We start from the raw sequence: 12,576 nt of genomic DNA, 5'->3' as shown, positions 1-12,576 counted from the left end.
GACTATACTTGTCTCATGGCCGTCGACCGTGAACACGTGCTGCGCAGCGCAGCCGCCCTGCTGACCCGCAGAGCCACCGCCCCGATGGACGAGGTCGCCAAGGCGGCCGGGATCAGCCGGGCGACCCTGCACCGTCAGTTCGCGGGCCGGGACGCCCTCGTACGGGCGCTCGAAGAGCTGGGCATCCAGGAGTGCGAGGCCGCGCTCGACGCGGCCCGGCTCGACGACGACACCGCCCGCGAGGCAGTACGCCGTCTGGTGCGCGAGTTCGAGAGCGCCGCGGGGCTGCTCGGTTTTCTCTACACCGAGAACCAGCTGTTCGAGGGCGAGGAGCAGAACGCGGGCTGGGCCCGGATCGACGCCCGGATCGCCGCGCTGTTCCGGCGGGGCCAGGAGAGCGGCGAGTTCCGTATCGACCTGACCCCGGCCTGGCTCACCGAGGCCCTCTACGGGCTCTTCGCCTCCGGGGCGTGGGCCGTGAGCGAGGGCCGGGTGGCGGCCAAGGACTTCCAGTACATGATCGTCGAGCTCTTGCTCGGCGGCGCACTACGGAGAGAGGAATCATGACCAGCACGACGCGGCCGGCGTTCGCGGCGGAGACGGAGAAGCGACCGGGCCGTTGGCTCGCGCTCTCCGTCCTCGTCCTCGCCGTGCTGCTGGTGGCCGTCGACGCGACCGTCCTCGGTCTCGCGACCCCCTACATCAGCGAGGACCTGAAGCCTTCCGGCAACCAGCTCCTGTGGATCGGTGACGTCTACTCGTTCGTCATCGCCGGTCTGCTCGTCTCCATGGGCAGTCTCGGCGACCGAGTCGGCCGCAAGAAGCTGCTGCTCGTCGGCTCGGTCGCGTTCGGCCTGGTCTCCGTGCTCAACGCCTATGCGAGCACGCCCGAACTGCTGATCGTGGCGCGGGCGTTGCTCGGTGTCGCGGGTGCCACGCTGATGCCCGCCACCCTCGCGCTGATCCGCAACCTCTTCCACGACCCGCGCGAACGCAGTCTCGCCATCGGTATCTGGGGCGCCACCGCCTCGGCCGGTACGGCGGTCGGCCCCGTCCTCGGCGGCTTCCTGCTCGAACACTTCTGGTGGGGCTCGGTCTTCCTGATCAACCTGCCCGTGATGGCGGTCCTCGTCCTGGTCGGTGTGAAGCTGCTGCCGGAGTCCCGCAACCCCGAGCCCGGCCCCTGGGACCTCATCAGCGTCGTGCTGTCCCTCGTCGGCATGGTGGGCATCGTGTACGGCATCAAGGAGGCCGCGTCGCACGGCCCGAACGCGACGGCGGGCGTGGCGGCCCTGCTGGGAGCGACGGCGCTGTACGGATTCGTACGCCGCCAACTGACCCTCCCCGTCCCCCTCCTGAACATGCGGCTGTTCCGCAACCGCGGTTTCTCCGGAGCCGTGCTCGCCGATCTGCTGACCATCCTCGGCCTGTCCGGAGTGGTCTTCTTCCTCTCGCAGTATCTGCAACTCGTGCAGGGGCGCGACCCGCTGGAGGCCGGCCTCGCCGAACTGCCCGCCGCGGTGGGCGCGGTGGCGGCGGGTCTGGTCGCGGGAACGTTCGCCCGCAGGTACTCGGTACGTGCCGTCGTGGCGGGCGGTCTCGCCGCGATCGGGTTCGCCCTGGCCGCGCTGACCGTGCTCGACCAGTCCACCGGGTATCCGCTCCTCGGCACGGCCCTGCTGGTCGTGGGCGTAGGTGCGGGCTTCGCCTTCACCGTGACCGCCGACGTGATCCTCTCCAGCGTGCCCAAGGAACAGGCGGGCGCCGCGTCCGCGGTCTCCGAGACGGCGTACGAGCTGGGGGCGGCTCTCGGCATCGCCCTGCTCGGCTCGATCGTCACGGGCGTCTACGCGGGCTTCACGGCCCCGGCGGGCACACCGCCGGACATCGCCGACGCGGCCCATGAATCCCTCGGCGGAGCGGTGGAGGCGTCCTCGTCCCTGCCCACCCCCGAGCCCCTGCTGGACGCGGCCCGCACGGCCTTCGTCGACGGCGTCGCCCTGGCGGCGGGCCTTGGCGCGGCGGTCCTACTGGCCGCGTCGGCGGCAGCATGGACACTGCTGAAAAACGAGAAGCTGTAGCCCTCCCCGCAAGGGGCGCGAGACGGCATCGACATGCGCCCCCGGACCCCGCAAGGGGCGCGGGGAACGGCGCGCTCAGCCCAAGGCAACGGTCACGTACGAACTGCCCCCGCCCCCCACTACCAGGGGCGCGGGGGAACTGCGCGCTCAGCCCACGGCGACGGTCACGTAGCAACTGTCCTCGCGCCCCACTACCAGGGGCGCGGGGAACGGCGCGCTCAGCCCAAGACGCCCCGCAGCCGACAAACCGACGACCACCCGGTCAAAAAACCAGCGGAGCTAAGCCGCTTCCTTGGCCTTCGTGGCGTACATGTCCACATACTCCTGCCCGGACAACCGCATGACCTCAGCCATCACCGAGTCCGTCACGGCCCGCAGCACATACCGGTCACGGTCCATACCCTCGTACCGCGAGAACTCCATCGCCCCGCCGAAGCGAACGGTGACCCGCCCGGGCCGGGGGAACCCGGCACCACCGGGCTGGATCTTGTCCGTGCCGATGATCGCGAACGGCACCACGGGCGCCCCGGTCATCAGCGCGAGCCGCGCGATACCGGTGCGGCCCCGGTAGAGCCGGCCGTCGGGGGACCGCGTGCCCTCCGGGTAGATGCTGAAGACCTTGCCCTCCTCCAGCACCCGACGCCCCGTCATCAGCGCCGCGACACCGCCGCGTCCGCCGTCCCGGTCGACCGGGATCATGCCGCAGCCGGTGAAGAACCACGCCATCAGCCGCCCCTTGAGGCCCTTGCCGGTGACGTACTCGTCCTTGCCGATGAAGAAGACCTGGCGGTCGCAGAACAGCGGCATGATCATCGAGTCGATGAACGTGAGATGGTTGCCGGCGAGGATGACCGGGCCCGTGCCCGGGATGCGCTCCGCACCCTCCACCCGTGGGCGGAACATCAGGCGCATGATCGGTCCGAGCACTGCCTTGATGAGCGCGAAGCGGGACAACGGGCCCTCCGGTGTCAAGGGGTGGGTGACAAGTCTGTGTGGGTTTCAAGTCTGTGCAGGTGAGGACGATACTCGCGCACGCCGGGGTCGTGCACATCGGGTTCACCGACTGGATACGCACTGTTGACCCTTGTTTACCTGGGGTGGCGCCGTGTCACACGGCTGTCATCCGTACGAGACGGTGTGACGAAATCCGCACGAGTTAGCCCTCATGGGGCAGGTTCCCACCCAGCGCCGTCCAAACTTCCGTTTGACGTCGACGTTGACGTCGACTGCCGACCGGTGGGGGGCGAGGGACCGCGCCCCGCCTTCCTGCCACTCCCCAGGGCAGTGGCAGGAAGACACGCACCGTCACCCACGTGTTCCGTCCAAGGTCTCCCACCCGTCACCCCGCCGCACCTACGATCAGTCCCGCTTTGACAGGTGCAGGGCAGTATGCGGAGGAGCGCTCATGGGCACGCAGGGGACGCAGGACACGCAGGACTCGAACGAGGGCCGTACCGGGACCACCCCGGGCCGGCGCGCACTGCTCGGGGCCGCGGTCCTCGGCGCCGGCGGAGCGGTCCTCGGACTGCCGGCCACGGCGAGAGCCGGCGAGAAGCACGGGAACGGCGGCTACAACGGCGGCTACAAGAGCCTGCCCAAGCCCACGGTCATCGGGCACCGCGGAGCCAGCGGCTACCGCCCGGAACACACGCTCGGCTCGTACCAGCTCGCCCTCGACCTGGGCGCGCACGTCATCGAGGCGGGCGACCTGGTGCCCACCAAGGACGGCCATCTCGTGTGCCGCCACGAGCCCGAGATCGGCGGCACGACGGACGTCTCCGCGCACCCCGAGTACGCGGACCGCAAGACCACCAAGCTCCTCGACGGCGTCTCCACGACCGGCTGGTTCACCGAGGACTTCACGCTCGCCGAACTGAAGACCCTCCGCGCCAAGGAGCGCGTCCCGGCCAACCGCCCGCACAACACGCTCTACGACGGCCGCTGGGAGATCCCCACCTTCGAAGAGGTGCTGCGCTGGCGCGAGGAGCAGAGCAGGAAGCTCGGCCGGCAGGTCTGGATCTACCCCGAACTGAAGCACCCCACCTACTTCCGCAAGCTGGGCCTCGGCCTGGAGGAGCGGGTCACCAAGGTGCTGCGCAGGCACGGCCTGGACAAGAAGAACTCGCCGGTCATCCTCCAGTCCTTCGAGCCGACCAGCATCCAGCGCCTGAACAAGCTGGTGGACAACCCCCTTGCCGTGCTCCTGTCCGCCGCGAACACCCGCCCCTGGGACTTCGTGGAGACGGGCGACCCGCGTACGGTCGCCGACCTGGTCAAGCCCGCCGGCCTGAAGTGGATCGCCTCGTACGCCCAGGGCATCGGACCGACCCTCGACCTGATCATTCCGAAGGACGCGAGCGGCAACCTCACCACGCCGACCACCCTGGTCCGGGACGCGCACGCCGAGGGCCTGATCCTGCACCCGTACACGATGCGCAACGAGAACCCCTTCCTGCCCACGAGCTACCGCAGGGGTACCGGCGTGGACGCCTACGGTGACGCCTTCGGCGCCTTCGGGACGTACTTCGCCACCGGCATCGACGGCGTCTTCACCGACAACCCGGACACCGGCCTCCTCGCCCGCGAGGACTTCCTCAAGAAGAACTGATCCAGAACCGATCCATAACCGATCCAGATCTGATCCGGATCGATCCGGAAACGATCCACAGCTGATCCCTCTGCGGTCCCGCCCCGCCCGTCAACAGTCGAGCCCGCGGACCCGGTCGGGTGACGCGCGGCCGTCCCGGCAACCTCGTGCCGGGGCGGCCGCGTCGTGCCGCATATGACCCACGACATGCTCGCCACACTGCGCCCCCTGCTCGTCGCCGAGGCCTCGGCCGAGGCATATGCCTCCGGAACCGAATCCAGCGACCTGGAACAGGACGTCTGGGTGCGCCTCCTGGAACGCCTCGGTACGGACGGCCCGCCCGCCGATCCGGCCGCCTGGCTGCGCGTCGCCGTCCGCACCGAGGCGCGGCGCGCCGGGCACACCGCGAACATCGAACGGCCGTACGTGTCCGAGCCCGCCGACGACAGCCGGCCGGGGCCCGAGCAACTCGCGCTCAGCGCCGCCCGGCGCCGCGCACTGCACTCCGCCGTACGACGGCTGCCGGGCCGCTGCCCGCGCCTCATGGCGGCTCTGCTGTCCCCGAAGGACCTCACCTACCGGGAGATCGCGGGGGAGTTGGGTATCTCACAGGGGAGTCTCGGTCCGGATCGTTCCAGATGTCTGAGTTGTCTGCGCCGAATGCTCACATCGGAGGTTGCGGCGCATGAACCGCGGGGATAGGAGTGAGGGACAACCGGCGGAACAGGTGAGCGGGAGGCATGCACACATGGGCATGAGCGTGACCATCTCGGCGGCGACCGAACAGGACGCCGAACAGATCCTCAAACTGCAGTTCCTCTGCTACCAGAGCGAGGCCGAGCTGTACGGCGACTACAGCATCGAGCCCCTCACCCAGCCGCTGGACTCCCTCAAGGCGGAGCTCACGGACGGCACGGTCCTGGTGGCCCGGCTCCGCGACGAGGTGGTGGCCTCGGTGCGCGGCTCCGTGGGCGCGGATGGCACGGCCCGGATCGACAAGCTGATCGTGCACCCGCGGATGCAGCGGCACGGGCTGGGCGGGCGGTTGCTCGACGCGATCGAGTCGCGGCTCGCGGCCGATGCCGGGGCGAAGAGCTTCCAGCTGTTCACGGGGCATCGCAGTGATCACAACCTGCGGTTGTACCGGAAGCACGGGTACGAGGCGGTGTCGACCGAGCGGGTCGACGAGCGGCTCAGTCTCGTGACGTTGGCGAAGGATGTGCGGGCCGGCGCGTTCGTGGCCAGCGCGTAGCGCCATGGGGCGGGCCGGTGGGAGTCCGCGGGTCCGTCGTGGCTGGGCGCGCAGTTCCCCGCGCCCCTGGCTGGGCGCGCGCCCTCTATGAAGTGGCCGCCCTGCTCCTGCGCAGCCAGAACATCGCCGTGACCGGGAGCAGGATCGGGATGAACAGGTAGCCCATGCCGTAGTCCGACCAGACCGTGGCGTCGGGGAAGGCGGAGGGGTCGGCCAGGGTCCAGGTGCCGACGATCAGGACGCCCGCGAGTTCGGCGGCGCAGCACACCAGCGCCGCCCTGCGGGCCCGCTCGCCGCCGCGTACGAGCGAGTAGGTGATGAAGCCGTACACGAGACCGGCCACCGCCGACAGCGAGTAGGCGAGCGGTGCCTTGTCGAATTCCGTCGCGATCTGCACGGCCGAGCGCGACACGGCGCCGACGACCATCACCCCGTACAGCCAGACCAGCAGGATGCCGGGGCCGCCGATGAGCCGCGTGCGGCCGGGCCTGCCGGACGTCCCGGAGTCCTCGGGCGTCCCGGGCCCCTCGGGCTTCTCGGGCGTCCCGGGCTTCTCGGCGGGCACCGCCATCTCAGCCTCCCCAGATGTCGTAGAGCCGTACCTGCAGCACCGCGAGGACCACGCCGCCCGCCGCGACCGTGATCGAACCCCAGCGGGTGCGCTCCGCCAGCGACATGAAGCCCGCCGCCGGAACGCACGCGAAGGCGCCGATCAGATAGGAAACGAAGATCGTCGTGCCCTGTTCCGGCTTCTCGCCGCGGGCCAGCTGGACGATGCCGACCACCAGCTGGACGAGGGTGAGGAGCGTCACCACGGCCATGCCGATGAAGTGCCAGTCCTTGGTCGGCTGGTCCCGGTGGGCGGCCCAGCCGCACCAGGCGGCGAGCGCTAGCGCGGCGACGGCCGTCGCGACCGTCAGGGCATCAAGCATGCCGCGACCCTATTACGGGCCAAAAGGCCCGATGCGCTCGCCCCCGGGGTGCCCCGTAGGGTCGAGGGCATGAAGATCCAAGCCGATGCCCTGCTGTTCGACAACGACGGAACACTCGTCTCGTCCCTTGAGTCGGTGTACCGGTGCTGGAGCAGGTGGGCCACGGAGTACGGGATCACCGCCGAGGAGTTCGCCCGGGTCGAGCTGCACGGCCGCCCGGCCGCCGAGATAGCCGCCGACCTGCTGCCCGCCGCCAGGGTGCCCGAGGCCGTCGTGCGTATCGAGCAGCTGGAGGTGGAGGACGTCGCGGGCGGTGTGCACCTGCTGCCGGGGACGAAGGCGCTCCTCGACTCGCTGCCCGCCGACCGCTGGGCCGTCGTCACCTCCGCCACCCGCCGCCTGGGCGAGGCCCGTCTCGCCGAGGTCGGCATCCGCCCGAAGAACCTGGTCGCCGCCGACGACATCACGCGCGGCAAGCCCGACCCCGAGCCGTTCCTGCTCGCCGCCCGGCTGCTCGGCGTGGACCCCGCCCGCTGTGTCGTCTTCGAGGACGCGCCCGCGGGTCTCCAGGCGGGCCGTGCGGCCGGCATGACCACCGTGGCATTGACCACAACGCACCGGGCCGCCGAGCTGACCGCGGATGTCGTGGTCGAGGACCTCTCGGCCGTGTCAGCACTGGTCACCGCTGAAGGAGTGGAGCTCTCCGTCGGGGAGTGAACGGCGTCCGCGGAGTGTCCATCGCTGTCCGTGATGCGGACAGCGGTTCCCTGTGCCGAGCAAAGATCTGCTTTAATTTTCTCATGACCACGACGAGCAGCCGCATCCTTGCGACCGAGGCGACCATGACGCCCGGTGCTCGCTGTATGTGTCGAATGTGCGCCTTCTAGAGGGCCCCCGCACCACCCCCAGCCTCGCGCCCCGAAGCGAGTCCGCTCACGTCTGCCCGTACGCCCTTTTCGTACGCGACTGAGCCTGCCCCGCGCACGCAGTTCTGCCGAAAGCCCGGTTCTCGACGCCACCGCGTGACGACCGTGCCGCTTTCGAGCGAAACGCACCCGTGCCCGGCGCACACCCACGCCCCGCACTCGACAGTGATGGAAACCCCAGTGATCACGACAACAGGCCTGACGAAGGTGTATCGGGCTCACGGCTCGCGCGGCCGAGAGGTCACCGCCCTGGACGGCGTCGATCTGCATGTCCGCGAAGGCGAGGTGTACGGCGTCATCGGACAGTCCGGCGCCGGCAAGTCCTCCCTCATCCGCTGCGTCAACCTGCTGGAGCGCCCCACCGCCGGCACCGTGACCGTCGCCGGACAGGACCTCACGGCCCTCGCCGGGCGCGGCCCGCGCGCCGGCCGGGAACTGCGGCAGGCGCGCAGCCGTATCGGCATGGTCTTCCAGCACTTCAACCTGCTGTCCACGCGGACCGTCCAGGACAACGTCGAGCTGCCGCTGGAGATCCTCGGCAGGTCGGGCAGGGAGCGGTCCCGCAAGGCGCTGGAACTGCTCGACCTGGTCGGTCTCACCGACAAGGCCAAGTCCTACCCGGCCCAGCTCTCCGGCGGTCAGAAGCAGCGCGTCGGGATCGCCCGCGCCCTGGCGGGGGACCCGAAGGTGCTCCTCTCGGACGAGGCGACCAGCGCCCTGGACCCCGAGACGACCCGCTCCATCCTCCACCTGCTGCGCGACCTGAACCGCCAGCTGGGTCTGACCGTCCTGCTCATCACGCACGAGATGGACGTCGTCAAGACCGTCTGCGACTCGGCGGCGCTCATGGAGAACGGGAGGATCGTCGAGTCGGGCACCGTCACCGAGCTGCTCGCCACGCCCGGCTCCGAGCTGGCCGCCGCGCTCTTCCCGGTCAGCGGTGACGCCTCGGCGGACGACCGCACGGTCATCGACGTCACCTTCCACGGCGACGCCGCGACCCGGCCGGTCATCTCGCAGCTCTCGCGCACGTACAACATCGACATCTCGATCCTCGGCGCCGCGATGGACACCGTCGCGGGCCGGCAGGTCGGCCGTATGCGCATCGAACTTCCCGGGCGGTACGAGGACAACGTCGTGCCGGTCGGCTCCCTGCGCGAGCAGGGACTGCAGATCGAGCTCGTCGGAGAAGCGGCCCTGGCGTCCGCGCTGGTGAAGGAAGGTGCCAAGTGACCTGGTCCGAGATGCAGCCGCTGCTGGAGCAGGCCTGTTGGGACACCCTCTACATGGTCGGCTGGTCGACGGTCATCGCCGTCGTCGGTGGTCTGCCGCTGGGCATCCTGCTGGTCCTGACCGACCGGGGCGGCCTGCTGCAGAACACCGTGCTGAACAAGGTCATCGGGCAGGTCGTGAACATCGCCCGCTCGATGCCGTTCATCATCCTGATGGTCGCGCTGATGGGCTTCACCCGGTCGATCACCGGCACCACCATCGGCCGTGAGGCCGCCATCGTGCCGCTCGCCATCGGTGCGATCCCGTTCTTCGCGCGCCTGGTCGAGACGGCTGTCCGCGAAGTGGACGGCGGGCTCGTCGAGGCCGTGCAGTCGATGGGCGGCAACACCTGGACCGTCGTCCGCAAGGTGCTCGTCCCCGAGTCGCTCCCGTCGCTGATCTCCAGCACCACGACGACGATCGTCGCTCTCATCGGCTACTCCGCGATGGCCGGCACCGTCGGCGCGGGCGGCCTCGGAGACATCGCCATCCGCTACGGCTACCAGCGCTTCGAGACCGAACTGATGTGGATCACCGTGGCCGTTCTCGCCGTGGTCATCTCCCTCATCCAGTTCGTCGGCGACTACGCCGCGCGGGGGCTGCACCGGCGCGGCGGGCAGTCGGGTGCCGCGCCGCGGCTCAGGCTGCTGAGGAGCAGGGCCGCGGTGAACTCCGGTTCCCGGGCGACCGTCGGCTCAGCCCCCGGGACCGGCGTCGGCAACGGCTCCGGTACGGGCCCCGCTGACGCGGACACCTCCGCCGAAGCGCCCGCGGCCGACGTCGGCAAGGTCGCCTGAAGCCCTCCGTAAACAGCTCCCCGTACACGTCCCCACCCCACCCGCAGACGTCCCCGCACACCCTTCGCGGGGTCACCCAGCCCAAATGGAAAGGCACTTTTCGTGCGTAACGCCGTAAAGCTCACCACCGCTGTCCTCGCCGCCGGAGCCCTCACCCTGGGCCTCACGGCCTGCGGCTCGGACAAGGACGACGCCTCCGACACGAGCGGGCCGCTGATCGTGGCCGCCAGCCCCGTGCCCCACGCCGAGATCCTGAACTACGTGAAGGACAACCTCGCGAAGGACGCGGGACTCGACCTCCAGGTCAAGGAGTTCACGGACTACGTCCTGCCGAACACCGCGACCGAGGACGGCTCGGTCGGCGCCAACTACTTCCAGAACCAGCCGTACCTCGACGACTTCAACAAGAAGAACGGCACCCACATCGTGCCCGTCGTCACGGTCCACCTGGAGCCGCTCGGCCTCTACTCCAGCAAGATCAAGAAGGCCGACGAGCTGAAGAGCGGCGCGACGGTCGCCGTCCCGAACGACACGGTCAACGAGGCGCGGGCGCTCAAGCTCCTCGACGCCAACGGGATCATCACGCTCAAGGACGGCGCGGGCAACGACGCGACCCCCAAGGACATCGCGAAGAACCCGAAGAACCTCAAGTTCAAGGAGCTGGAGGCGGCCCAGACCCCGCGCTCCCTGGACGACGTCGACGCGGCGGTCATCAACGGCAACTACGCCATCGAGTCCGACCTCAAGCCCTCCGAGGACGCCCTCGTGCTGGAGTCCGCCGACGACAACCCGTACGGCAACTTCCTCGCCGTCAAGGAGGGCAACGAGGACGACCCGCGCGTCAAGAAGCTCGCCAAGCTCCTGACCTCCGCCAAGGTCAAGAAGTTCATCGAGGACAAGTACGCCGGTTCCGTCATCGCGTCCTTCTGACCGACCGCTCCGAACCGTCCGAGCCACCGGAACCACCTGAGGAAGGCGCCGACGATGCGCAAGCCCGTCATCTCCGCGGCGGCCGCCGCACTGGCCCTCGGCCTGACCCTGACCGCCTGCGGTTCCAAGGGCGAGGGGTCCGGCGGCGGAGGTGACGGCGGCGCGCTGATCGTCGGCGCCACCGCTGTCCCGGCCGGCGAGGTCCTGTCGTACATCAAGAAGGACCTCGCCGCGAAGAACGGACTCGACCTGGAGATCAAGGAGTTCACGGACTACGTCCTGCCGAACACCGCGCTCCAGGAGGGCTCGCTCGACGCGAACCTGTACCAGAACGAGCCGTTCCTGGACGACTTCAACAAGTCCAAGGGCACCGACCTGGTCCCGGTCGTGGACGCGTACCTGCCGCCCATGGGCGTGTACTCGAAGAAGGTCCAGGACGTCGCCGACCTCCCCGACGGTGTCACCGTCGCGGTGCCCAGCGACATCACCAACGAGGGCCGCGCCCTGAAACTCCTCGCCTCCGAGGGTGTCATCACGCTCAGGGCGGGGGCCGGTACGACCGCGTCCCCGGCGGACATCGTGAAGAACCCGAAGAACCTGAAGTTCAAGGAGCTCGAACCGGCGCAGCTGCCGCGCTCCCTGGACGACGTGGCCGCCGCGGTCATCAACAACAACTACGCCCAGGACGCGGGCCTCAGCCCGGCCGACGACGCCGTCCTGCTGGAGTCCGCGAAGAACAACCCGTACGCGAACCTCCTCGCCGTGAAGAAGGGTGACGAGGACGATCCGCGGGTCGAGAAACTCGCCGAGCTCCTGACCTCCGACGAGGTGCGGAAGTTCATCCGGGACAAGTACAAGGGATCGGTGCTGCCCGTCACTTCCGGGTGACCCCGTTCCCCGGCCGCCCCGGAGCCGTTCCCGCTGCGCCACGGTGTCGACTCGTCGACAAGGAGCCGACTCCGTGGTGCAGTTCGGTGCCTGCATGCTGCATGCTGGGCAATTCAGCAGGCCCGACGGTCCCTGATGGTTACGGAGCGGCGCATGACGAACACCTTCCCCGACATCTCCCTGAACACGGAGCGGTTGGTGCTGCGCCCTCTTGAGGACGAGGACATTCCTGCCTTCACGGAGATGATGAACGACGAACAGGTCGCGGCCTGGACGTCCGTGCCGCAGCCCTTCACCGAGGCCGCCGCCCGCAACTGGATCGACGAGTCCGCACCCGCCGAGCGCACCTCCGGCCGCGGACTCGACCTCGTGGTCACGGAGTTCCTGACCCAGCGCCTGGTCGGCATCATCCGGCTCGGCAACACGAATTGGCATGTCCGCTCCACAGAGCTGTCGTACATCACCGCCCCCTGGGCCCGCGGCGAGGGTTACGCCTCCGAGGCGGCGCTCGCCACCGCCCAGTGGCTGTTCAACGACCAGAAGTTCGAGCGTCTCGAACTGCGCACCGCGGCGGACAACACCGCCTCCCAGCAGGTCGCGCAGAAGATCGGCTGCATCAGCGAGGGCGTCCTGCGGGGTGCCTGCATAGCGCGCACCCGCACCGAGGACGGGCGCTGGGAGGACCTGCGCACCGACTTCATCGTGTGGGGCCTGCTTCCCGAGGACATCGAGGGCATCGCCGAGCAGCTCGCCGACACCGGTGGTTTCACCGCGTACTCCGACTGGAACTGAAGGGGCAGAGGCCCCGGCCTCCGGCCCGCATCCCCACCGGGACCCGTACGGAGACCCCGCAGACACCCCCACCGAGACCCCCGGACATCACGAGGTACGCTCACGGGGCTCCGCGCGCC

At 69.5% G+C, this 12,576-nt stretch carries 14 protein-coding genes; 11 read left to right on the top strand and 3 right to left on the bottom strand.

Features of this window, described 5'->3' with window-relative positions; genetic code table 11:
* Positions 1 to 15: 15 nt before the first annotated feature.
* Both ACH4DZ_RS21855 and ACH4DZ_RS21850 read left to right on the top strand, forming a co-directional pair.
* Positions 16 to 567 (top strand): TetR/AcrR family transcriptional regulator, encoded by a 552-nt coding sequence (locus tag ACH4DZ_RS21855; protein WP_398288917.1) that lies wholly within the window; start codon positions 16 to 18, stop codon positions 565 to 567.
* Positions 564 to 2,081 (top strand): MFS transporter, encoded by a 1,518-nt coding sequence (locus tag ACH4DZ_RS21850; protein WP_398288915.1) that lies wholly within the window; start codon positions 564 to 566, stop codon positions 2,079 to 2,081. Before ACH4DZ_RS21855 ends, ACH4DZ_RS21850 begins: the two co-directional genes overlap by 4 nt.
* Before the next feature lie 279 nt (positions 2,082 to 2,360).
* Here ACH4DZ_RS21850 and ACH4DZ_RS21845 read toward each other — a convergent pair whose 3' ends face one another.
* On the bottom strand, positions 2,361 to 3,035 hold the full coding sequence (locus ACH4DZ_RS21845; protein WP_398288914.1) for a lysophospholipid acyltransferase family protein: 675 nt from the start codon (positions 3,033 to 3,035) through the stop codon (positions 2,361 to 2,363).
* A 451-nt stretch (positions 3,036 to 3,486) separates the two neighbouring features.
* On the opposite strand from ACH4DZ_RS21845, the gene ACH4DZ_RS21840 reads away from it, so the two are divergent.
* The 3 genes from ACH4DZ_RS21840 (at position 3,487) to ACH4DZ_RS21830 (ending at position 5,920) form a co-directional block, all read left to right on the top strand.
* Complete coding sequence (locus ACH4DZ_RS21840) at positions 3,487 to 4,689, top strand: glycerophosphodiester phosphodiesterase (RefSeq protein WP_398288913.1); 1,203 nt, start codon at positions 3,487 to 3,489, stop codon at positions 4,687 to 4,689.
* 174 nt (positions 4,690 to 4,863) lie between these two features.
* Positions 4,864 to 5,370 (top strand): RNA polymerase sigma factor, encoded by a 507-nt coding sequence (locus tag ACH4DZ_RS21835; RefSeq protein ID WP_398288911.1) that lies wholly within the window; start codon positions 4,864 to 4,866, stop codon positions 5,368 to 5,370.
* Positions 5,371 to 5,416: 46 nt separating this feature from the next.
* A complete protein-coding gene (locus ACH4DZ_RS21830; protein ID WP_398288910.1) occupies positions 5,417 to 5,920 on the top strand; it encodes a GNAT family N-acetyltransferase in 504 nt (167 codons plus the stop codon).
* Between the two features lie 85 nt (positions 5,921 to 6,005).
* Here the strand turns inward: ACH4DZ_RS21830 and ACH4DZ_RS21825 are convergent, their stop codons facing one another.
* Positions 6,006 to 6,491 carry a hypothetical protein gene (locus tag ACH4DZ_RS21825; RefSeq protein ID WP_398288909.1) on the bottom strand — a complete coding sequence of 162 codons (486 nt, stop codon included), beginning with the start codon at positions 6,489 to 6,491 and terminating at the stop codon, positions 6,006 to 6,008.
* Position 6,492: 1 nt separating this feature from the next.
* Positions 6,493 to 6,852, bottom strand: coding sequence for a hypothetical protein (locus ACH4DZ_RS21820; protein WP_398288908.1), 360 nt, complete (start codon positions 6,850 to 6,852; stop codon positions 6,493 to 6,495).
* A gap of 69 nt (positions 6,853 to 6,921) precedes the next feature.
* Here ACH4DZ_RS21820 and ACH4DZ_RS21815 point away from each other — a divergent pair, with 69 nt between their 5' ends.
* From ACH4DZ_RS21815 to ACH4DZ_RS21790, 6 genes are all read left to right on the top strand, one after another.
* Positions 6,922 to 7,569: an HAD family hydrolase gene (locus ACH4DZ_RS21815; RefSeq protein WP_398288907.1), complete on the top strand. Its 648-nt coding sequence runs from the start codon at positions 6,922 to 6,924 to the stop codon at positions 7,567 to 7,569.
* Between the two features lie 377 nt (positions 7,570 to 7,946).
* Positions 7,947 to 9,011, top strand: coding sequence for a methionine ABC transporter ATP-binding protein (locus tag ACH4DZ_RS21810; protein WP_398288905.1), 1,065 nt, complete (start codon positions 7,947 to 7,949; stop codon positions 9,009 to 9,011).
* The gene (locus ACH4DZ_RS21805) at positions 9,008 to 9,847 is read left to right on the top strand and encodes a methionine ABC transporter permease (RefSeq protein WP_398288904.1); all 840 of its coding nucleotides are present in this window, start codon (positions 9,008 to 9,010) and stop codon (positions 9,845 to 9,847) included. Before ACH4DZ_RS21810 ends, ACH4DZ_RS21805 begins: the two co-directional genes overlap by 4 nt.
* 102 nt (positions 9,848 to 9,949) lie before the next feature.
* Complete coding sequence (locus tag ACH4DZ_RS21800; protein WP_398288902.1) at positions 9,950 to 10,777, top strand: MetQ/NlpA family ABC transporter substrate-binding protein; 828 nt, start codon at positions 9,950 to 9,952, stop codon at positions 10,775 to 10,777.
* A 54-nt stretch (positions 10,778 to 10,831) separates the two neighbouring features.
* The gene (locus ACH4DZ_RS21795) at positions 10,832 to 11,665 is read left to right on the top strand and encodes a MetQ/NlpA family ABC transporter substrate-binding protein (protein ID WP_398288900.1); all 834 of its coding nucleotides are present in this window, start codon (positions 10,832 to 10,834) and stop codon (positions 11,663 to 11,665) included.
* Between the two features lie 153 nt (positions 11,666 to 11,818).
* Positions 11,819 to 12,457, top strand: a complete 639-nt coding sequence (locus ACH4DZ_RS21790) for a GNAT family N-acetyltransferase (RefSeq protein ID WP_398288899.1) — start codon at positions 11,819 to 11,821, stop codon at positions 12,455 to 12,457.
* Positions 12,458 to 12,576: the final 119 nt, after the last annotated feature.

It is taken from the genome of Streptomyces sp. NPDC017991 (genome assembly GCF_044328075.1).
In the GTDB taxonomy this organism is placed as follows: Bacteria; Actinomycetota; Actinomycetes; order Streptomycetales; family Streptomycetaceae; genus Streptomyces.
This window is presented reverse-complemented; position numbering and strand designations above follow the sequence as displayed.

Coding starts and splice junctions, on each gene's coding strand:
- ACH4DZ_RS21855 (WP_398288917.1), top strand. CDS start 16: ATGGCCGTCGACCGTGAACACGTGCTGCGCAGCGCAGCCGCCCTGCTG.
- ACH4DZ_RS21850 (WP_398288915.1), top strand. CDS start 564: ATGACCAGCACGACGCGGCCGGCGTTCGCGGCGGAGACGGAGAAGCGA.
- ACH4DZ_RS21840 (WP_398288913.1), top strand. CDS start 3,487: ATGGGCACGCAGGGGACGCAGGACACGCAGGACTCGAACGAGGGCCGT.
- ACH4DZ_RS21835 (WP_398288911.1), top strand. CDS start 4,864: ATGACCCACGACATGCTCGCCACACTGCGCCCCCTGCTCGTCGCCGAG.
- ACH4DZ_RS21830 (WP_398288910.1), top strand. CDS start 5,417: ATGGGCATGAGCGTGACCATCTCGGCGGCGACCGAACAGGACGCCGAA.
- ACH4DZ_RS21825 (WP_398288909.1), bottom strand. CDS start 6,491: ATGGCGGTGCCCGCCGAGAAGCCCGGGACGCCCGAGAAGCCCGAGGGG.
- ACH4DZ_RS21820 (WP_398288908.1), bottom strand. CDS start 6,852: ATGCTTGATGCCCTGACGGTCGCGACGGCCGTCGCCGCGCTAGCGCTC.
- ACH4DZ_RS21815 (WP_398288907.1), top strand. CDS start 6,922: ATGAAGATCCAAGCCGATGCCCTGCTGTTCGACAACGACGGAACACTC.
- ACH4DZ_RS21810 (WP_398288905.1), top strand. CDS start 7,947: ATGGAAACCCCAGTGATCACGACAACAGGCCTGACGAAGGTGTATCGG.
- ACH4DZ_RS21795 (WP_398288900.1), top strand. CDS start 10,832: ATGCGCAAGCCCGTCATCTCCGCGGCGGCCGCCGCACTGGCCCTCGGC.
- ACH4DZ_RS21790 (WP_398288899.1), top strand. CDS start 11,819: ATGACGAACACCTTCCCCGACATCTCCCTGAACACGGAGCGGTTGGTG.